Below are 19,526 nucleotides of genomic sequence, written 5' to 3'. Positions count from 1 at the left end.
TTCCAGCACTGCCTGTTCGTCTCGCCCTATCACCCAACCCCCCCCCCCCCCCCCGCCCCGGTTGTGCACCCCCCCCCCCCACCCCCCCCCCGGGGGGGGGGGCGGGGGGCCCCCCCCCGGCTCGGGAGGAGCGCCGGGCGTCAGTTCTTCTTGGCGCGCGAGGCCGTGCGGCCACGCTCCTTCTGGTCCAGGACGACCTTGCGGATGCGGACGGTCTCCGGGGTCACCTCGATGCACTCGTCCTCGCGGCAGAACTCGAGGCTCTGCTCCAGCGAGAGCTTGCGCGGCGGCACCAGGTTCTCGGTGGTGTCGGAGGAAGCGGCACGCATGTTGGTGAGCTTCTTCTCCTTGGTGATGTTGATGTCCATGTCGTCCTGGCGCGAGTTCTCGCCGACGATCATGCCCTCGTACACCTCGGTGGTGGGCTCGACGAAGAGCGTGCCGCGCTCCTGGATGCCCATCATCGCGAACGGCGTCACGACGCCCGCGCGGTCGGCCACCAGCGAACCGTTGTTGCGCATCCGGAGCTCGCCGAACCACGGCTCGTGGCCCTCGAAGATGGAGTGCGCGATGCCGGTGCCGCGGGTGTCGGTGAGGAACTGGGTGCGGAAGCCGATCAGACCGCGCGACGGGACGATGAACTCCATCCGGACCCAGCCGGAGCCGTGGTTCGTCATGGTCTCCATGCGGCCCTTGCGGGTCGCCATCAGCTGGGTGATGGCGCCGAGGTACTCCTCGGGGCTGTCGATGGTCATCCGCTCGACCGGCTCGTGGGTCTTGCCGTTGATGACCTTGGTGACCACCTGCGGCTTGCCGACGGTCAGCTCGAAGAGCTCCCGGCGCATGGTCTCGACCAGGATGGCGAGCGCCAGCTCACCACGGCCCTGGACCTCCCAGGCGTCCGGACGCTCGGTCGGGATGACGCGGAGCGAGACGTTACCGATCAGCTCGCGGTCCAGGCGGTCCTTCACCATGCGGGCGGTGACCTTGTGGCCCTTGCCGCCCTTGCCGACCAGCGGCGAGGTGTTGGTGCCGATGACCATCGAGATGGCCGGCTCGTCCACCGTGATCAGCGGCAGCGCGACCGGGTTCTCCAGGTCCGCCAGGGTCTCGCCGATCATGATGTCCGGGATGCCGGCGACGGCGCAGATGTCACCCGGGCCGGCCTTCTCGGCCGGCTTGCGGGTGAGCGCCTCGGTCATCAGCAGCTCGGTGATCTTGACCTGCTGGATCGAGCCGTCCCGCTTGATCCACGCGACCTGCTGGCCCTTGCGCAGCTCGCCCTGCTCGACCCGGCAGAGCGCGATGCGGCCGAGGAAGTTGTCGGCGTCCAGGTTGGTGACGTGCGCCTGGAGCGGGGCGTCCTCGTCGTAGGTCGGGGCCGGGACGTGCTGCAGGATGGTGGAGAAGAACGGCTCCAGCGAGTCGCTGTCGGCCGGCACGGTGCCGTTCTCCGGCTTGGTCATCGAGGCGACGCCGTCCCGCGCACAGGCGTAGACGATCGGGAACTCGATCTGGTCCTCGGTCGCGTCCAGGTCCAGGAACAGGTCGTAGGTCTCGTTGATGACCTCGTCGATCCGGGAGTCCGGGCGGTCCGTCTTGTTGATGCAGAGGATGACCGGCAGCTTGGCGGTCAGCGCCTTGCGGAGCACGAAGCGGGTCTGCGGCAGCGGACCCTCGGAGGCGTCGACCAGCAGCACGACGGCGTCGACCATGGAGAGGCCGCGCTCGACCTCACCGCCGAAGTCGGCGTGGCCGGGGGTGTCGATGATGTTGATCGTGATCGGCGCGCCACCCTCCTTGGGGTGGTACTTCACGGCCGTGTTCTTCGCGAGAATGGTGATGCCCTTCTCGCGCTCGAGGTCGTTCGAGTCCATCATCCGGTCGTCGAGGTGCTGGTGGGCGGCGAAGGCACCGGCCTGCTTCAGCATGGCGTCGACGAGGGTGGTCTTCCCGTGGTCGACGTGGGCGACGATGGCAACGTTGCGGATGTCATTACGCGTGGGCATGCTGAGCGGATTCTCCCGGAATCGTGGGTTGCGGCGCCCGGCTGCGTCAGACCCCGCCTGCAACTACCGGTCCACCCGCCGGGGCACGACATGCCACGGCTTCCTCCTATCGTACGTGGAACCTCGCAGCGGGGCCGAAACGGGCAGGCCCGTACGGGATGGATCACGATCGGATCACGACCCTTCCACCCCCGTTCGCCTGCCGTTAAACACGGGCGGGTGAGCGACTTCTCCTCGCAGCGACAGCTGCTCGTGCTGGCGGGCACCGCCCTGGCCTGTGCCCAGACCGCCCAACTCCGGCCCCTGCTGCTGTCCCTGACCCCGGCCGGTGCCCTCGACCGGATCGAGATCGGGTTCGGGCCCCGGATCGCGGGCTTCCGGTGGCACGGCGTCGACTGGGTGGTCCGGCTGGTGCCGCTGCTCGTGGGCGGCGGAGCCTACCCGCTGCGCAGCCGGTGGTACCCGGCCGTCCTCCGGGTGCTCGGCGCCCTGGAGCTGCTGCTCCTCGCCGGCCTGGCCGGTCGGCTGCTGGCCGGGGGCGACCTCTTCACGCGGTCGGCGGGCGTCGGGGTCGGCTGCCTGCTGGTGCTCTCGCTGGTCAAGGTCCGGCAGGCCGGCTCGATCGGGCACGCGCTGTTCGGCCGACACGCGGTCGGTGACGGGCAGTTCACTCCGGCCGAGCTCACGGCGGGGCGGCTCCTGGACGGGGGCGACCCGGCCGGGGCCCTGGCCGCGCTGCCCCCGGCGCGGGAGGCGGAGCCGATCGGGGTCCAGTTGCGGGCGGCGTCCGCCCTGTTGACCGGAGACCTGGACGAAGCCTTCCGGCTGTCCGACCGGACGACTCCGGCGCTCGGCAGCACGGCCCTGCTGATCCGGGCCGCCGCGCTGGTGCAGGCCGTCGAGTCCGGAGCGCTGTCGCTCCCCGAGGCGCTCCCCCGGCTGTCGGCCACCGTGCGGGAGCTGGCGGACGGCGACGCCCGGTCCGCGCGGCTCGGCGCGGGCGGCGCCGACCTGGCCCGGCTGGAGGGTCGGCCGGAGGAGGCGGTGGTGGATGCCCGGCGGGCGATCCGGACGGCAGGGTCCGGCCTCTGGTGGGCCGAGGCGCAGTGCTCGTACGCCGCCGCGCTGATCGCCGCCGGGCGGCGCGGCGAGGCGGCCGTGGCGCTCGGGCGGGCCCGGCGGTGGTGCCCGGAGATGGCCCGGCCGGCGCTGCTGGAGGACCGGCTGGCCCGCACCGAGGTCCAGGGCTGACACCCGCCCCGGCGGCCCCCTGACGGGCCGTCAGAGGGCCAGCTCGAACCAGACGATCTTGCCGTTCGGGGTGCGGCGGCTGCCCCAGCGCTCGGCCAGCAGGCTGACCAGCTGGAGGCCCCGGCCGCCCTCGTCGGTCTCCTGGGCGCGGCGCTGGCGGGGCTGGGCGTAGCCGTCGTCCCAGACCTCGCAGACCACCGTGCGGTCGCGCAGCAGCCGCAGCCGGATCTCGCCGTTGCCGTGCCGCAGGGCGTTCGTGACCAGCTCGCTGACCAGCAGCTCGGTGGTGTCCACCAGCTCGTCCAGGCCGCGCACCAGCAGCCAGGAGCAGGCCAGCTCGCGGGCCCGGCCGACCGAGGTCAGCTCGGCCGGGAGCTTCCAGTCGCCGACCGAGTCCTCGGGGAGCGCCTGCACCTTGGCCATCAACAGCGCGATGTCGTCCTCGCCGTGATGGGGCATCAGCTCGTCGAGCACCTCGTCGCAGAGCCGCTCCAGCGCGCGGGAGCCGCCGTTGAGCGCGGTCCGGAAGGCCCGCAGGCCCTCGTCCAGCTGGTGCTTGCGGGACTCCACCAGGCCGTCGGTGTAGAGGCCGAGCACGGCGCCGTCCGGCAGCGTGACCTCGACCTCCTCGAACGGCTCGCCGCCGACCCCGAGCGGCAGGCCGGGCGGCACCTCCAGCATCCGGGCGGGCTCGCCGGGGCTGAGCAGCACGGGCGGCAGGTGGCCCGCGTTGGCGAAGACGCAGCGCTGGGTGACGGCGTCGTAGACCGCGTAGACGCAGGTGGCGAGGTAGACCTCGACCTCCTCGCCGGGCACGGTGGGCTCGCCGCCGAGGCCGCGGGCGATCTCGTCCAGGGCCGAGAGCACCTCGGCCGGGTCGAGGTCGAGCATGGCCAGGGTGCGGACGGCGGTGCGCAGCTGCCCCATCGCGACGGCGGCCCGCAGGCCCCGGCCCATCACGTCGCCGATCACCAGCGCGGTGCGGCTGCCGGGCAGCGGGATGACGTCGAACCAGTCGCCGCCGACCTCGGTGTTGTTGTTGCTGGGCAGGTAGCGGCGGGCGATCTCCAGGCCGCTGGCGGCCGGCTTGCCCGGGGGCAGCAGGCTGCGCTGGAGGATCAGCGCGCGCTCGTGCTCGCGGCGGTAGAGCCGGGCGTTGTCCACGCAGACGGCGGCCCGGGCGACCAGCTCCTCGGCGATCGCCACGTCCCGGGCGTCGAACGGCTCGCTGCCGATCGCGCGGGACAGCTGGACCAGGCCGAGCACCTGGTCGCGGGCGACCAGCGGCACCACCAGGGTGGAGCGCAGCAGCGGGTCCGGGCCCGGCTGCGGGACCACGCTGCGGCCGGTGCGCAGGGCCCGGGCGTGCGGGGAGCGGCGGGGGTAGCAGAGCGAGCCGCCGGCCTCGGCGACCGGTACCGCGCCCTCGGCGCCCAGCACGCTGGAGGCCCCGCCGACCACGCTGGAGACGGCCACCCGGCGCAGCTCGCCGGAGCCGTCCGAGGCGCCCGGCCCGGCGGCGGTCGGCCCGGAGTCGCCGGAGAGCAGGGCGGTGTAGAGGTCGACGGTGGCCAGGTCGCAGAACTGCGGGACGATCACGTCCAGCAGCTCCTTGGCGGTGGTCTCCAGGTCGAGGGTGGAGCCGATGTGGGTGGACGCCTCGTTCAGCAGCGCCAGGCTGCGGCGCACCCCGGCGGCCTCCCGCTCGGCGATGTGACGGCTCGTCACGTCCAGCACCTGGCCGGCCACGCCCATCGGGTGGCCGTTGGCGCCGTTCAGCCGGTAGAGCGAGATGGCCCAGCGGCGACCGCCGTCCCGGGACTGCACGGTGGCGGTGCGCGGCACCGCGCCGGTGAACCGCAGGTCGAGGATCGGCCCGCCGCCGCCCAGCACCTTGCGCAGCGCGACCATCAGCCGGTCCGCCTCGCCGGGCAGGAAGAGGTCGTACGGGGAGAGGCCGGGCAGCTCGCAGGCGGGCAGGCCGATGGCGGTGGCGAAGGCCTGGTTCACCCGTTGGAGGCGCAGCTCGTTGTCGAACAGGAAGAAGCCGGTCGGGGTCTGGCCGAAGACCGCCTCGGAGGCGGCCAGGTCGGTCTCGATCCGGCGCAGCCGGCCGAGGTCCACGGCGAGACAGGTGGCGCCGCCGGGGGTGCCGCTGTCCGGCATCACGTAGAGCTCGGCCAGGCCCTCGGCCCCGGTGGCGTCCCGGTACGGGGCGGTGCCGACCCACTCCTCGCCGGCCAGCACGGACTCCATCCGGGCCCGGCCGCGCTGCCAGAGCTCACGGGGCATCAGGGTGGTGACCGGATCGGCGCCGACCGCCTCGTCGGCGGGGACCCCGAAGAACTCGGCGGCCCGGCCGCTCCACTGGGTGATCCGGCCGTCCGCGCCGATCGCGAAGGTGGCGACCCGGATGTAGTCGTAGATCGAGCCGGCCTTGCCCTGGACGTCCCAGTCGTCGGCCGCCCGCGCGTCCTGGGCCTGGCCCCGGCTCACGCCGCCGCCTCTCGTACCGCTCGTCGCACCGCTGCTCACACCACCGCTCGGCTGACCGGGCACGGCGGCATGGCCGCTGCCGCTCGACGTCTTCCACGCCGGGATGCTGTTCAACGGTCCGATCCCCTCCAACCCGCGCCCATCCGGATGTCGAGAACACCGAGTATTCATCATCCGGGGGCAGGCGCACACGCCCCCAACATCACAAAACGGCTCAGGCTTCCGCTTCCCCGTCCCCCTTACCCGGGCGCACCTGTTCGAACCACTCCTCCCGCGACCCTTCGAGAGACCTCCGCACCGCGATCACCTGCGACGATGCCCGGCGTCCTGACCCGGTCAGCCGAGGTGGTCGTCGGCGGGGTCGAGCTCGAACCAGACGACCTTCCCCATACCCTCGGCGCGTGCGCCCCAGCGCAGAGCGAGACGGCGTACCAACTCCAGCCCCCGGCCGCCCTCGTCGGCCTCGGCGGCGTGCCGCTCGCGGGGCGGGTCGGGCAGCGGGTCGGAGATCTCCACCAGCAGGGTGTCGCCCAGGGTGAGCCGCACCCCGATCGGGGCGGAGGCGTACCGGACCGAGTTGGTGACCAGCTCGCTGACCAGCAACTCGGCGGTGTCGGTGAGGTGTTCGACCCCCCACTCGGTGAGCGCGCCCCGGACCAGCCGGCGGGCCCGGGAGACGGCGGTGGGCTCGGCGGGCAGCGTCCAGCCCGCCGTCGGGGTGCCGGACTGGCCCCGGCCGAGCCGGGCCAGCAGCAGCGCCACGTCGTCCGGCTCGCGGCCCTGCTCCATGGTGTCCAGCACCGCCTCGCAGGCCTGCTGGATCGAGGCGTAGGGCTGCTCCAGCACGGTCAGCAGCCGGCCGAGGCCGACGTCCAGGTCCTTGTCCCGGGACTCCACCAGGCCGTCGGTGCAGAGCGCCAGCAGGCTGCCCTCGGGGATGTCCAGCTCGATCGACTCGAAGGGCACCCCGCCGACCCCGAGCGGGGCTCCGGAGGGCAGGTCGAGCACCTGGCCGACACCGCCGGTCAGCGGTCCGCCGGTCCGGACGGGCTCCTCGCCCGGCTCCTTGGGCACGATCAGGACCGGCGGGATGTGCCCGGCCTTGGCCGCCACCAGCCGCCGGGTGGCGGGGTCGAAGACCGCGTAGACGCAGGTGGCGAGCAGCGCCTCGTCCGGGCCCTGGGCCAGGTCGTCGGCCAGCTCGTGGACGTGCCGCAGCAGGATCTCCGGCGGCAGGTCGAGCCCGGCCAGGGTGCGCACCGCGGTGCGCAGCCGGCCCATGGTCGCGGCGGCCCGCAGGCCGTGGCCCATCACGTCGCCGACCACCAGCGCGGTGCGGCCGTCCGGGAGCGGAATGACGTCGAACCAGTCGCCGCCGACCTCGGTGCCGCTGCTGCCGGGCACGTAGCGGTAGGCCACCTCGACCCCGGCGGGCTGAGGCACCTGCTGGGGTAGCAGGGTGCGCTGCAGGGTGAGCGCGGCGGTCCGCTCGCGGGCGTACAGCCGGGCGTTGTCCAGCGAGCTGCCGGCCCGGTCGGCCAGCTCCACGGTGAAGGCCAGGTCGTCCCGGTCGAAGCCCTCCCGGTAGCCGGCCCGGCTGACCGCGAGCAGGCCGATCACGATGCCCCGGGCGCGCAGCGGGACCACCAGCCGGGAGTGCACCCCGAGGTCGTGGGCGGCCTGCACCTTCGGGTCCCCCGGGTAGGTGAGGTCGCTCAACTCCTCGGGGTTGGAGAGGAGTTCGGGCACGCCGGTACGGAGCACCCGGCCGAAGGCGGAGTCCTCGGCGAAGGTGATCCGGGCACCCCGGCGGAGCATCACCTCCACCTCGGGGGCGTCCTGCACGGCGGCGGTGCCGAGCTGGAGCAGCGAGGTGCGGCGGTCGTGGCCGTGCCGGGGCAGGTCGTCCCCGTGCGCCACCGCCTGGAGCAGGATCACCGCCGCGTAGTCGGCCAGCCGGGGCACCACGGCGGTGGCCAGCTCCTGGGCGATCCGGCCGGCGTCCAGCAGATCGCCGATCCGGGAGCCGAACTCGTTCAGCAGCGAGAGCCGGCGGCGGGCGTGCTCAACCTTGGCCACCGCGCGGTACCGCTCGGTCACGTCCATCACGGTGCCGGAGATGCCGAGCACCCGGCCGGCCCGGTCGGTCATCCGGCTGTAGGAGATCGACCGGAAGCCGGCCCGGGCCGTCACCGGCGAGGCCAGCGTCACGTCCACCACCGGCTCGCCGGTGGCCAGCACCTGGCGCTGGATCGCGGTGATCTCGTCGGCGGCCCGCTCGGGCAGCGTCTCGCCGGTGGTCCGGCCGGTGTGCTCCTCGGCCGGGATGCCGTTCATCTCGGCCATGGTCCGGTTGACGGCGGTGTAGCGCAGCTCGGTGTCCAGGATCACGATGCCCAGCGGGGACTGCTCGAACAGCGCGTCCCGGACCGCCAGGTCGTGCTCCACCGCCCACAGGGTGGCCGCCTCGGCCAGTGCCACCTGGAGGAACGGGGTGCCGTCGCCGTCCGCCAGCAGGGAGATCCGGGCCTCCACCCGGACCTCGCCCTCGTCCCGGTGGCGCAGCTGGGTCCAGCCGTTCCACCGGCCGGTCCGCAGGGTCTCCTGGATCGCCGCCCGGACCCGGCCGACCAGCTCCTGATCGTCCATCAACTCGTCGATCCGGCGGCCCACCAGCAGCTCGCTCGGCCAGCCGAGCAGGTCCTCGGCGGCCGGGCTCCAGAGCACCACCCGGCCGGAGGTGTCCAGGATCGCGATGGCCACCTTCACCACGTCGAACAGGCTGCCCTCGGGGCGCTCCCCCGCCCTGGCCCGCCGGTCACCGGCCGCCGCGCCCGCGCCGGGCGGCGTGACCGCCGCGGCCGTCCCGGGTGCCATGGCCGTCCCGGGTGTCAGGGCCGTCCCGGGTGCCCCGGCGTGGAGGTCGGCACCGGGCACCCCCGGGTACGGGGCGACCGGCGCACCCCGGACGCCACCCAGTCGGGGGTCGGCGGAGGGCGGGGGGTAGGGGTGCGCGTGCGGGTGCACCGGCGGGCGCGGCGGGGTGGCCGGGGAGCGCCTGGGGGTCAGCCGGCGCAGCCGGGCGCGGGCCGAGGCACTGCCGATGCTCCGGGGCCGGGGGGAGCCGCCCTGGCCCGAGGACTGCCCACCCTGTGTGCCCTGTCCGCCCTGTGTGCCCTGCGCGGCCTGGCCGGCGGGCGCTGCCTGCGTGGACGGCCCGCCGGGCCCCGGCTGCCCGGCCGTGCCCTTGGCCGGGGGGACCACCGGTCGCGGCCCGCGCCGGGGGGCGCCGTCCGTCGGCGGCTGCTCGCCCTCGCCGAATCCCGTGCTCGACACCGACCGCCTCACCTATGGTGACGAATACTGCCGAAAAGTGACATACCCATCAGAACGCCAGGCTACCCCGGCGAGCGGATCGGCTTGTCCGATTGGCCTACCTGGCCCAACGGACGGGGCGTCAGGTGGTGCGGGTGCCCGTCCGGTCTGTGTCAGGTCGGTGCCAGCGCGGCCGACCGGCGGGCGGGTGGCGGGCGGTGGCGGCGCGGCCGACCGACCGGCGGTGGCCGATGTGCGGTGGCGGCGCGGCCGACCGACCGGCGGTGGCCGGTGCGCGGTGGCGGGTGGACGACGGCGGTGGCGGTGGCGGGTCATGGTGGTGGCAGGTGGTGGCAGTCCCGGGCGTCAGCCCAGCAGGGCGGCTAGGTGCGGCAGCACCTCGCGGTCGTGCTCCAGCCAGGGCACCTCGTCCAGCTCGGCGAGCCCGAGCCACCGCAGCTGGTCGTGGTCCTCCAGCGGACGAGGCTCACCCTCGATCAACTCGGCTGCCCAGAGCCGGAGTTCGAGCCCGGGGCGGACCTCCCAGCTGCCCGGCAGCCGGTGCAGGGCCCGCGCCTCGACGCCCAACTCCTCCCGGAGCTCGCGCTCCAGCGCCCGCTCCTCGGTCTCCCCCGGCTCGACCTTGCCGCCGGGGAACTCCCAGTACCCCGCGACGGCGGCGGGTGCGGTGCGGCGGGCGGCCAGTACCCGCCCCTGGTGGACGAGGGCCCCGCCGACGACGATCCGGATCTCCATGGGTCCGACCCTACTGACCGTCCGACTCCACCCAGTACAGCTGCTTGTGGCCCCGGGCCTCGAACTCGGCCGCCATCGACTCGGCCGCCGGCCGGGTCAGCCCCTTGGCCACCAGGAAGCGGTTGCCGTTGTCGTCCTGCCGCATCACCCGGTACGTCTCCGTCGTCCCCATGGACTTCACCTTAGGAGGACCGCGTGCGGGGCCGTACGCGGGGCGGCGCACGAGGCGGCGCGCGCCCCGGTCCGGTGGGGGACGGACCGGGACACGCTGCTGCGCGAACGCTACGAGCCGACTGCTACCGCCGGGTACGGCGGCGGTTAACGGCAGGTAAGCGGGGCGAGCTGAGGAGGCGTCAGCCGGACCACCCACGCCCCTCCCACCCTTGCTGTCCCCGCCGCCCCACATCCCGGGACCAAGGTCAGCCCGGGTCCGGGCCCTGCGCCTCTGCTCGGTCCGGCGGCGGCTCACTAGCGTCACAGACACGGTGGTCCGTCTCTCCGGGCCCCGGCCGGAGAGGAGCACTCCATGCCCGCACCCGTCGTACCCGTCGCACCCGCCGTTCCGGGTGGACCGGGTGGACCGATCCGCAACCTGCTGCCACGCCGTCGGCAGGTGCTGGCCGGTTCGTTCGCCGCCGGGCTGCTCGCGGTCAGCCTGGCCGGGTGCGGCAGCGCCCAGGACCGGGCGACCGCCCCGACCACCGAGCGGACCAGCGCCACGCCGCGCGCGCTGCCCGCGACCGAGGCGACCACGCTCTCCCAACTCCCGGCCCGGCTGGGCGCGGACGGCACCACCGTGGTGGTCGGCGACCCGGACGCGCGGCACGCCGTGCAGGTCTACGCCGACTTCCGCTGCCCGTACTGCGCGACCGCCGAGGGCGCGACGGGCGAGCTGCTGGCCTCGGCGGCGGCCCGGGGCGAGCTGAGGATCGAGTACACCCTGGCCTCCTTCCTGGACGGGCGGCTGGGCGGCGAGGGCTCGGTGAAGGCGGCGAACGCCGCCCGGGCCGCCCTGGAGGCCGGCAGGTTCCCCGAGTACCACGCCGCGCTGTTCGCCAACCAACCCACCGAGGAGGGGCGCGACGGCTTCACCGACGCCTTCCTGCTCGACGTGGCCTCCGGCGTGCCCGGGCTGCGCAGCGACGCCTTCGACCAGGCCGTGCAGGGACTGGCGTACCGGGACTGGGTCGGCGCGGCCCGGCAGGCCTTCGAGCGCTCCGGGGTCGGCAGCACGCCGACCGTGGTGTTGGACGGACAGCGGATCACCGACGGGTCGCGGTACGACCGGGCGGCCTTCGCCCGGGTGCTGGAGCGGGCCGGCATCCCGACCTGACGCCCGCGCCCCGTCCCGCTCCGCCTCACCTCCGGGCCAGCAACTCCCCGTGCAGCACGGCGAACCAGCCGTCCGGGTCGGCGGCCCAGCGCCGCCAGCCCTCGGCGATCCGGTCCAGGTCCCCCCGGTCCGCGAACCCCTGCGCCACCGCCGTCGCGGCGGTGGCCGACCCCACCGTGCGCTCCGCCCACACGGCACCCCACCACTCGCGCCGCTCCGGCGTGGCGAAGGTCCAGGTGGCCGAGGAGGCGGTCAGCTCCGTGAAGCCGGCCTCCCGGGCCCAGGCCGCCAGCCGCCGGCCGGCGTCCGGCTCACCGCCGTTGACCCGGGCGATCCGCCGGTACAGCGCCAACCACTCGTCCAGCTCGGGCAGTTCGGGGTACCAGGTCATCGCGGCGTAGTCCGCGTCCCGGACCGCCACCACGCCGCCCGGGGCCGTCACCCGGCGCAGCTCACGCAGCACGGCCACCGGATCGGCCACGTGCTGCAGCACCTGGTGCGCGTGCACCACGTCGAACTCCCCGTCCGCGTACGGCAGTCGGTGCCCGTCGGCGGTCTCGAAGGTGACGTTCCCCAGGCCCTGCTCCGCCGCGTACGCAGCCGCCTCCACCAGCACCTGCGGCTCGCGGTCCACCGCCACCACCCGCCCGGCCGGGCCGACCAGTCGGGCCAGGTCGGCGGTGATCGTCCCCGGCCCGCAGCCCAGGTCCAACACCCGCTGCCCCGCGCGCAGTTCGGGCAGCAGGTAGGCAGCCGAATCGGCGACGGTGCGGGACCGGTGCGACCGCAGCACCGACTCCTGATGGCCGTGGGTGTAGGCATGCCGCTGCTCGCTCACGAGAGCTCCCCCTTGTCTCGGGACGGCCGGTGTGCCGCCGTTCCGAGCCTACGACTCGTCTCGATTCGCGAGAACATCCGTCTCTCATCGCGAGACAGTTGCGCCGAACCCTGGCTCGGGACAGGCCCGTTGCGGAACAATCGGAGTCATGGGAAAGACCTACGAAAGCATCGACGGCCGTCTGCGGAAGTTCATCGAGAGCCAGCCGGTCTTCTTCACCGCCACCGCCCCCCTGGCCGACGACGGGCACGTCAACCTCTCCCCCAAGGGCCGCTCCGGCACCCTGGCGATCATCGACGAACTCACCCTGGCCTACCTGGACTTCGGCGGCTCCACCGCCGAGACCATCGCCCACCTGCGGGAGAACGGCCGGATCACCCTGATGTGGTGCGCCTTCGACGGCCCGCCCACCGTGGTCCGGGTGCACGGCCGGGGCGAACCGGTCTTCCGCGACGACCCGCGCTTCGCCGAGCTGATCACCCACTTCCCGGCCGACGCCGACGGCAGCGCGCTGCGGGCCATCGTGCTGGTGCACGCCACCCGGGTCAGCGACTCCTGCGGCTTCGCCGTCCCGCTGATGGACTTCCGCGAGGACCGCTCGCTGCACGCCGACTTCTTCGACCGCAAGACGGATGAGGAGTTCGCCGTCTACTGCGAGGGCAAGCCGTACGTCCCGGTCAGCGTGGACGGCCTGCCGGCCCTCCCGCTCCCCCTGCCGCCCCGGCCCTGACCCACCGCCCGCCGCCCGCCGCCCCCACCGCCGCGCCGTCGGCCGACCCACCGTCAGCCGATCTCCAGCACCAGGCCGCCGTCCGCCCCGACGGTCACCCTGACCTGCTCCAGGGTGTCCACGTGCACCGTGGGGCCGAAGGCCGCCGCGCGCGGCCCCACGCCCACCACCCGCATGCCGGCCGCGATTCCGGCCCGGATGCCGGCCTCCGAATCCTCGAACACCACGCACTCCGCCGGCTCGAACCCCAGCCCGGCCGCCCCCTTCAGGAAGCCCTCCGGGTCCGGCTTGCTCGCCCCGACCGACTCGGCCGTCACCATCAGCTCCGGCAGCGGCAGCCCGGCCGCCCCCATCCGGGCCCGGGCCAGGGTGTCGTCGGCCGAGGTCACCAGGGCCTGCGCACCGGCCGGCAGCGCGGCCAGGAAGACCGCCGCTCCCGGCACCTCCACCACCCCGTCGAGGTCCGCGACCTCCTCGGCCAGCATCCGCCGGTTGTCGGCCAGGTTCTCCGCCATCGGGCGCTCCGGGAGCAGGATCGCCATCGACAGGTGCCCCTGCCGGCCGTGCACCACACTCATCGCGTGGTCACCGTCGATCCCGTGCTCCGCCGCCCAACGACGCCAACAACGCTCGACCGCAGCCTCGGAGTTGACCAGCGTGCCGTCCATGTCGAGCAGCACGGCGCGGGCGTTCAGGGTCACGGACATGGCAGATCTCCTCCGGGCGGGTACGTACCACCAGGCTACAAAACCCGGTCATACGACCACACATCCCCCGCCCCTTCCCCGTCAGCTCAGCAGGTGCGCGTTCACCGCCCGAGCCTCCGCCGCCAGCTCCGGCAGCTCCACCACCTCGACCCCCGCCGCCTCCAGCAGCGCCGTCCCCTGACACCCCGTCACGAACAGATCGGGCTCACGCCAGGCCACCACCACCCGGGGCACCCCCGCCGCCACGATCAACTCCGCACACGTCCTCGGCCGCGAGGCCCGCTCCCCGCACGGCTCCAACGAGCTGTACACCGTCGCCCCCCGCAGCCGCTCGTCCCCGGCCGGCAGCTTCGCCAGCGCCGCCTCCTCCGCATGATCGTGCGGCGTCCCCTCCCGGCTGTACCCCTCCGCCAGCACCACCCCGTCCGCCCCGACCACCACGGCCCCCACCGAGAACGCCGTCTCCGACGGCGGACACCGCCGCGACAGCTCCACCGCCCGCGCCAGCCACTCCAGATCCGTCCTCACCGCATGCCCTTCATCTCGCCCGTCTCACTCCGTTGCCCACCGTACGGCGCGCGCCGGCCCAGCAGCCGGATCGCCGGGCAGACGGCAGACCGGACCGATCTACGGGAGCTGATCGCCGCTGACGCCGTGGCGGAAGACGGGCCACGGCAACAGCGAAGGGGCCGGACCCCTGGGAGCCCGACCCCTTACCGCACAGCACGCTCGACCGGACGTTGAAGCGGAGCCTCCACCACAGCGCCGTGGCCTGCGGAAGCGCTGCTCCTGAGGGTCCGAGTCAGCACGGCATCAGCACCGTTACAGCAGACGAGCACGGCACGAATCCAGCACCGTGCAGGCCCATCCAGCACCTCCAACACGCGCGTCCGCAGCGAGGGCGGTCCGCCCGCTCGCGACATTGTGTACACATGGGACACTAGGTACGCTTGAGCGCATGACGCAGCCTCTACCCGTAGAGTCCATTCGAGACGTGCGCGCACACCTCGCCGAGGTCGTGGAGCGCGCCGACCGCGATGACGTCCCCACCGTGATCACACGCCGCGGCAAGGAAGTCGCCGCCGTCGTCTCCATCGACGTACTGCGCAAGTACCAGGAGTGGGAAGAGCGCGAGATCAATCGGATCATCAACGAGCGCATGGCCAACCCCGCGCCCAGCATCCCGATCGAGGACATCATGAGGGAGACGCTGGCGCGCAGTGAGTGAGTACCGGACCGTCTTTCGCCCCGAGGCGCAGGCCGAGCTTCGGAACATCCCGCGCGAGATGGCGCTGCGCATCCTGGCCAAGCTGACCGAGCTGGAAAGCGATCCGCTCGGCTTCAACACCACCGCACTCGTGTTCCAGCCAGATCGTCGGCGCCTACGGGTTGGTGACTACCGCGTTGTCTACACGGTCGAGAGCGGGGAACTGGTGGTCTGGGTCGTGCACGTGGGGCATCGGTCCACCGTTTACGACACCTGACAACCGCTGACCATGCGTCAGAACATCCAGCACTCATCCAGCACGGGGACGACGAAGGGGTCGGGCTCGACAGAGCCCGACCCCTTCTGATGCGCACGTCTGGCTCAACGCCTGACATGCAGCCAGCACACGACTACACGTTGAAGCGGAACTCCACCACGTCGCCGTCCTGCATGACGTACTCCTTGCCCTCGATGCGGGCCTTGCCCTTCGAGCGGGCCTCGGCGATGGAGCCGGTCTCGACCAGGTCGTCGAAGGAGATGACCTCGGCCTTGATGAAGCCCTTCTGGAAGTCGGTGTGGATGACACCGGCGGCCTCGGGGGCGGTGGCGCCCTTCTTGATGGTCCAGGCCCGGGTCTCCTTGGGGCCGGCCGTCAGGTAGGTCTGGAGGCCGAGGGTGTCGAAGCCGACCCGGCCGAGGGTGGCGAGGCCGGGCTCCTCCTGGCCCATGGACTGGAGGAGTTCGAGGGCCTCGGCGTCGTCGAGCTCGATCAGCTCGGACTCGATCTTGGCGCTGAGGAAGATGGCCTCGGCGGGGGCGACCAGTGCGCGCAGGGTGTCCTTGAAGGGCTCGTCGGCGAGCTCGTCCTCGTCCACGTTGAAGACGTAGAGGAAGGGCTTGGCGGTGAGCAGGTGGAGCTCACGGACCAGGGAGATGTCGAAGCCGGCCTCGAAGAGGGTCTTGCCGGTCTCCAGGATGGCCTGGGCCTCCTTGGCGGCGGCGAGGGTGGCCGCGGTGTCCTTCTTGAGACGGGCCTCCTTCTCCAGGCGGGGGAGGACCTTCTCGATCGACTGGAGGTCGGCGAGGATCAGCTCGGTGTTGATGGTCTCGATGTCGTCCTTGGGCGAGACCTTGCCGTCGACGTGCACCACGTCCGGGTCGTTGAACGCCCTGATGACCTGGCAGATCGCGTCCGACTCGCGGATGTTGGCGAGGAACTTGTTGCCCAGGCCCTCGCCCTCGCTGGCGCCGCGCACGATGCCGGCGATGTCGACGAAGTCGACGGTGGCCGGGAGGATCTTCTGCGAACCGAAGATCTCGGCCAGCTTCTGCAGGCGCGGGTCCGGGACACCGACGACGCCGACGTTCGGCTCGATGGTGGCGAACGGGTAGTTGGCCGCCAGCACGTCGTTCTTGGTCAGGGCGTTGAACAGGGTCGACTTGCCGACGTTCGGCAGGCCGACGATTCCGATCGAGAGCGACATGAAGCGATGTCCCGGGGCTTGGAGGGCGTGGAGCGGGCCGGGCGGGCCGGACCGGTCCCCCAGTCTACGGGCCCGGCGGAGGGGCGGATCAGGCCGAGGGTCGGGCCGGGGTGAGGCCGGCATCAGGCCCGGGGTCAGGCCGAGGGGTCGGGCTCCAGGAACTCCAGGCGGTTGCCGAACGGGTCGGCGGAGTGGAAGCGGCGGTAGCCGGGGAAGTTGCCGTCCCAGGTCACCGGGTGGCCGTGCTCGGCCAGCCGGGCGGCGAGGGCGTCGAGGTCGGTCATCAGGAAACCGGGGTGGGCCTTCGGGGAGGGCTGGTGCTCGCCGACCACACCGAGGTGGACCTCCACCCCGCCGCCGCCGAACCAGCAGCCGCCGCGCGCGGCCAGCACCGGCGGCTTGGGCAGCTCGGCCAGACCGAGCACCCCGCCCCAGAACTCGCGGCAGGTGTCCTCCGATCCGGCCGGCACGTCGAGCTGGACGTGGTGCAGCCGGGCGAACCCGAACTCGGTCATCCTGCCTCCCCGTTGGGCAACGAACGATCTCGAACGGCCCGCAGACTACTCCGTTCGGGGACACGGTGTGCGGCCACCGCGGCCATTACACACTGTGGCGATGATCCGACCGTACGTTGGGCGAGTGGAGCAGAGCATCCGAACCCAGCCGCCAGGGCCCAGACGCCGACCGCCGAGCGGTCCGGGCGGGGCCGCCGTACCGGGGCCCGCCGGGTCCCCCGAGGCCAGGGGCGGTGCGGCGGCCCGGCCGCGCAGGCCGTTGGCCGGGCCGCTGCGGGTGCCGCTGCGGCTGGCCGCGAGGGCACGCGGTGGCGGAGGTGGCGGGGGCAGTGGCAGAGGGGGTCCGCCGGCCCGGCTGACCGCCGTCGGGACGGGGCTGCTGGCACTGGTCGGGACGCTGCTGGCGGCCGGGGCGGACCGGCTGCTGTTCGGCGATCTGGGGGTGCTGTTCGGGCTCGGTTACATCGCGGTCTGCTTCCAACTCGCCGTCCGGGTGCGGCTGGCGGACCTGCCGGCGGCACCGATCAGCGGACCGATCGCGTTCGCGGCGGCACTGCTGGTGCTCGGGCCGGTGTCGGCGCCGGGGGTGACCGGGCAGGTGGTGGGGCTGGCCAGCGGGCTGGCGCTGCGGGCGGGGTGGCTGTTCACCGGGACGGGACTGGCGGCGGTGATCGTGGCGGCCCGGTTCCTGGCGCAGCGCAGGATCCGGGCCCGGCGCGGAGCCTGACGACGGGTCAGGGCGGCCGGGCGGCGCTTCACCGCGCACGGGCGGCCGGGGCACGAGCGGCCGGGAGACGGGCAGACGGGCCGGGACGGGCCGCCGCAGGTCGGGGCAGGACAGGCGGCGGCGGACGACATCGCGAGTCGCCGACAGCGGTCGGCCGGCCGTCGGTCGCCCGACGCCCCGTCCGGCCGGAGGCTCAGCCCGTCGAGACCGCCCGACGCCCCGTACGAACGCCGCCCCGCCGGGCCGCCCCGCCGGACGGCTCGCGCCCCCGACTCAGCCGGCCGCCGCCGCAGCGGCGGCCATCGCCGCGCCGACGATGCCCGCGTCGTTGCGCAGCTCCGCCGGGACCACCTCGGCCGGGCGGTCGGTGAGCAGCGGCAGGAACTTGTCGTGCTTGCGGCTGACCCCGCCGCCGATCACGATCAGCTGAGGGGAGAACAGCTTCTCCACCAGGTCGAGGTACTCGTTGACCCGCTCCGCCCACTCGGTCCAGCTGAGTTCGTGGCGCTCCCGGGCGGCCGAGGAGGCGCGGCGTTCGGCGTCCTTGCCGCGCAGTTCGAGGTGGCCGAGCTCGGTGTTGGGCACCAGCACGCCGTCGGAGAACAGGGCGCTGCCGATGCCGGTGCCGAAGGTGAGGACCAGCACCACGCCGGAGCGGTCGCGGCCCGCGCCGTGCCGGACCTCGGCCAGGCCGGCCGCGTCGGCGTCGTTGAGGACGGTGCAGGGCAGGTCGAGCTCCTCGCGGAACAGGCCGGCCGCGTCGAGGCCGATCCAGTCCTTGGAGACGTTGGCGGCGGTCTGGATGCGGCCGTCGACCACCACGCCGGGGAAGGTGAGGCCGACCGGGCCGTGGTGGCCGAAGTGGGTGACCACCTCGCGGACGGCGGCCACCACCGACTCGGGGGTGGAGGGCTGAGGGGTCAGCACCTTGTGCCGCTCCTCGGCGAGCTGACCGCCGGTCAGGTCGACCGGGGCGCCCTTGATGCCCGAACCACCGATGTCCACACCGAAAACCGCCGCCACCGTCGCCCTCCAGGTATTCGAGTCCACAGCCTGTGGACCAACCTAAGGGTGACGGTGGCGGTTCGCGCTACGGACGGGGAGGGGTACTACGCCAGCTTGCCGGCCGCCTCGGCACGCAGGTCGCGGCGGAGCTCCTTCGGCAGCGAGAAGACCAGGTGCTCCTCGGCGGTGCGGACGGTCTGCACGTCGGCGTAGCCGCGCTCGGCCAGGAAGGCCAGCACGCCGTCCACCAGGATCTCCGGGACGGAGGCGCCGGAGGTCAGGCCGACGGTCTCGACGCCCTCCAGCCACGCCTCGTCGATCTCGTCGGCGAAGTCGACCAGGTGGGCGGCCTTGGCGCCGTACTCCAGGCCGACCTCGACCAGGCGGACCGAGTTGGAGGAGTTCTTGGAGCCGACCACGATCAGCAGGTCGGCCTCGGGGGCGAGCTGCTTGACCGCGACCTGGCGGTTCTGGGTGGCGTAGCAGATGTCGTCGCTGGGCGGGCTGACCAGCAGCGGGAAGCGCTTCTTCAGCTCGCCGACGGTGGCCATGGTCTCGTCCACCGAGAGGGTGGTCTGGGACAGCCAGACGACCTTGGACTCGTCGCGGACCTTCACGTTCGCCACGTCCTCGGCGCCGTCGACCAGGTGGATCCGGTCGGGCGCCTCGCCCATGGTGCCGACGACCTCCTCGTGGCCCTCGTGGCCGACCAGCAGGATGTCGTAGTCCTCGTCGGCGAACCGGACGGCCTCCTTGTGCACCTTGGTGACCAGGGGGCAGGTGGCGTCGATGGTGGCGAGCTTGCCCACCTGGGCCTCGTCGTGGACGGAGGGGGCGACACCGTGGGCCGAGAAGACCACGATCGAGCCCTCGGGGACCTCTTCGGTCTCCTCCACGAAGATCGCGCCCTGCTTCTCCAGGGTCTGCACCACGTACTTGTTGTGGACGATCTCCTTGCGGACGTAGATCGGGGCCCCGTACTGCTCCAGGGCCTTCTCCACGGCGATGACGGCGCGGTCGACACCCGCGCAGTAGCCCCGGGGGGCGGCGAGCAGGACACGGCGCTGCGCAGAGTTGGACATGTGACCCATGGTACGGGCGGTCGGAGGCCGCGCCGACGGCACCCGGATACCGGAACGAAACGGATACGAGT

The 19,526-nt window shown here is 73.2% G+C and carries 18 protein-coding genes; 6 read left to right on the top strand and 12 right to left on the bottom strand.

Annotation, left to right across the window (positions count from 1 at the left end):
* Nucleotides 1–140: 140 nt before the first annotated feature.
* On the bottom strand, nucleotides 141–2,009 hold the full coding sequence (typA, locus tag ACIRBX_RS20585; protein ID WP_402298487.1) for a translational GTPase TypA: 1,869 nt from the start codon (nucleotides 2,007–2,009) through the stop codon (nucleotides 141–143).
* Nucleotides 2,010–2,228: 219 nt separating this feature from the next.
* On the opposite strand from typA, the gene ACIRBX_RS20580 reads away from it, so the two are divergent.
* Nucleotides 2,229–3,260 (top strand): hypothetical protein, encoded by a 1,032-nt coding sequence (locus tag ACIRBX_RS20580; protein WP_402298486.1) that lies wholly within the window; start codon nucleotides 2,229–2,231, stop codon nucleotides 3,258–3,260.
* A gap of 30 nt (nucleotides 3,261–3,290) precedes the next feature.
* Here the strand turns inward: ACIRBX_RS20580 and ACIRBX_RS20575 are convergent, their stop codons facing one another.
* From ACIRBX_RS20575 to ACIRBX_RS20560, 4 genes are all read right to left on the bottom strand, one after another.
* Complete coding sequence (locus ACIRBX_RS20575; protein ID WP_402298789.1) at nucleotides 3,291–5,927, bottom strand: SpoIIE family protein phosphatase; 2,637 nt, start codon at nucleotides 5,925–5,927, stop codon at nucleotides 3,291–3,293.
* Nucleotides 5,928–6,092: 165 nt separating this feature from the next.
* Complete coding sequence (locus tag ACIRBX_RS20570; protein ID WP_402298485.1) at nucleotides 6,093–8,633, bottom strand: SpoIIE family protein phosphatase; 2,541 nt, start codon at nucleotides 8,631–8,633, stop codon at nucleotides 6,093–6,095.
* A gap of 804 nt (nucleotides 8,634–9,437) precedes the next feature.
* On the bottom strand, nucleotides 9,438–9,827 hold the full coding sequence (locus ACIRBX_RS20565; protein WP_402298484.1) for a (deoxy)nucleoside triphosphate pyrophosphohydrolase: 390 nt from the start codon (nucleotides 9,825–9,827) through the stop codon (nucleotides 9,438–9,440).
* Nucleotides 9,828–9,837: 10 nt separating this feature from the next.
* Nucleotides 9,838–9,999 carry an SPOR domain-containing protein gene (locus ACIRBX_RS20560; protein WP_402298483.1) on the bottom strand — a complete coding sequence of 54 codons (162 nt, stop codon included), beginning with the start codon at nucleotides 9,997–9,999 and terminating at the stop codon, nucleotides 9,838–9,840.
* Nucleotides 10,000–10,353: 354 nt separating this feature from the next.
* Here ACIRBX_RS20560 and ACIRBX_RS20555 point away from each other — a divergent pair, with 354 nt between their 5' ends.
* On the top strand, nucleotides 10,354–11,160 hold the full coding sequence (locus tag ACIRBX_RS20555) for a DsbA family protein (RefSeq protein WP_402298482.1): 807 nt from the start codon (nucleotides 10,354–10,356) through the stop codon (nucleotides 11,158–11,160).
* Between the two features lie 25 nt (nucleotides 11,161–11,185).
* Here the strand turns inward: ACIRBX_RS20555 and ACIRBX_RS20550 are convergent, their stop codons facing one another.
* Nucleotides 11,186–11,998, bottom strand: a complete 813-nt coding sequence (locus tag ACIRBX_RS20550) for a methyltransferase domain-containing protein (protein WP_402298481.1) — start codon at nucleotides 11,996–11,998, stop codon at nucleotides 11,186–11,188.
* Nucleotides 11,999–12,146: 148 nt separating this feature from the next.
* Here ACIRBX_RS20550 and ACIRBX_RS20545 point away from each other — a divergent pair, with 148 nt between their 5' ends.
* On the top strand, nucleotides 12,147–12,728 hold the full coding sequence (locus ACIRBX_RS20545) for a pyridoxamine 5'-phosphate oxidase family protein (protein WP_402298480.1): 582 nt from the start codon (nucleotides 12,147–12,149) through the stop codon (nucleotides 12,726–12,728).
* Between the two features lie 53 nt (nucleotides 12,729–12,781).
* On the opposite strand, the gene ACIRBX_RS20540 is transcribed toward ACIRBX_RS20545, so the two are convergent.
* Both ACIRBX_RS20540 and ACIRBX_RS20535 read right to left on the bottom strand, forming a co-directional pair.
* Complete coding sequence (locus ACIRBX_RS20540; protein WP_402298479.1) at nucleotides 12,782–13,435, bottom strand: HAD-IA family hydrolase; 654 nt, start codon at nucleotides 13,433–13,435, stop codon at nucleotides 12,782–12,784.
* 81 nt (nucleotides 13,436–13,516) lie between these two features.
* Complete coding sequence (locus tag ACIRBX_RS20535) at nucleotides 13,517–13,963, bottom strand: deaminase (protein ID WP_402298478.1); 447 nt, start codon at nucleotides 13,961–13,963, stop codon at nucleotides 13,517–13,519.
* A 430-nt stretch (nucleotides 13,964–14,393) separates the two neighbouring features.
* Between ACIRBX_RS20535 and ACIRBX_RS20530 the strand changes: the two genes are divergently transcribed.
* Both ACIRBX_RS20530 and ACIRBX_RS20525 read left to right on the top strand, forming a co-directional pair.
* The gene (locus ACIRBX_RS20530) at nucleotides 14,394–14,663 is read left to right on the top strand and encodes a type II toxin-antitoxin system Phd/YefM family antitoxin (RefSeq protein ID WP_402298477.1); all 270 of its coding nucleotides are present in this window, start codon (nucleotides 14,394–14,396) and stop codon (nucleotides 14,661–14,663) included.
* Nucleotides 14,656–14,919 carry a type II toxin-antitoxin system RelE/ParE family toxin gene (locus ACIRBX_RS20525; protein WP_402298476.1) on the top strand — a complete coding sequence of 88 codons (264 nt, stop codon included), beginning with the start codon at nucleotides 14,656–14,658 and terminating at the stop codon, nucleotides 14,917–14,919. The genes ACIRBX_RS20530 and ACIRBX_RS20525 overlap by 8 nt, the downstream gene beginning before the upstream one ends.
* A gap of 133 nt (nucleotides 14,920–15,052) precedes the next feature.
* Here ACIRBX_RS20525 and ychF read toward each other — a convergent pair whose 3' ends face one another.
* Entirely contained in the window at nucleotides 15,053–16,126 is a 1,074-nt protein-coding gene (ychF, locus tag ACIRBX_RS20520; protein WP_402298475.1) for a redox-regulated ATPase YchF, read from the bottom strand.
* Between the two features lie 134 nt (nucleotides 16,127–16,260).
* Nucleotides 16,261–16,641 carry a glyoxalase gene (locus ACIRBX_RS20515; protein WP_402298474.1) on the bottom strand — a complete coding sequence of 127 codons (381 nt, stop codon included), beginning with the start codon at nucleotides 16,639–16,641 and terminating at the stop codon, nucleotides 16,261–16,263.
* Between the two features lie 124 nt (nucleotides 16,642–16,765).
* On the opposite strand from ACIRBX_RS20515, the gene ACIRBX_RS20510 reads away from it, so the two are divergent.
* Nucleotides 16,766–17,368 (top strand): DUF6542 domain-containing protein, encoded by a 603-nt coding sequence (locus tag ACIRBX_RS20510; protein WP_402298473.1) that lies wholly within the window; start codon nucleotides 16,766–16,768, stop codon nucleotides 17,366–17,368.
* Between the two features lie 273 nt (nucleotides 17,369–17,641).
* On the opposite strand, the gene ppgK is transcribed toward ACIRBX_RS20510, so the two are convergent.
* Nucleotides 17,642–18,391 (bottom strand): polyphosphate--glucose phosphotransferase, encoded by a 750-nt coding sequence (ppgK, locus tag ACIRBX_RS20505; protein ID WP_402298472.1) that lies wholly within the window; start codon nucleotides 18,389–18,391, stop codon nucleotides 17,642–17,644.
* A gap of 86 nt (nucleotides 18,392–18,477) precedes the next feature.
* Nucleotides 18,478–19,455, bottom strand: coding sequence for a 4-hydroxy-3-methylbut-2-enyl diphosphate reductase (locus ACIRBX_RS20500; protein WP_402298471.1), 978 nt, complete (start codon nucleotides 19,453–19,455; stop codon nucleotides 18,478–18,480).
* Nucleotides 19,456–19,526: the final 71 nt, after the last annotated feature.

The sequence above is a fragment of the Kitasatospora sp. NPDC096147 genome, from assembly GCF_044763225.1.
GTDB lineage: Bacteria > Actinomycetota > Actinomycetes > Streptomycetales > Streptomycetaceae > Kitasatospora.
This window is presented reverse-complemented; position numbering and strand designations above follow the sequence as displayed.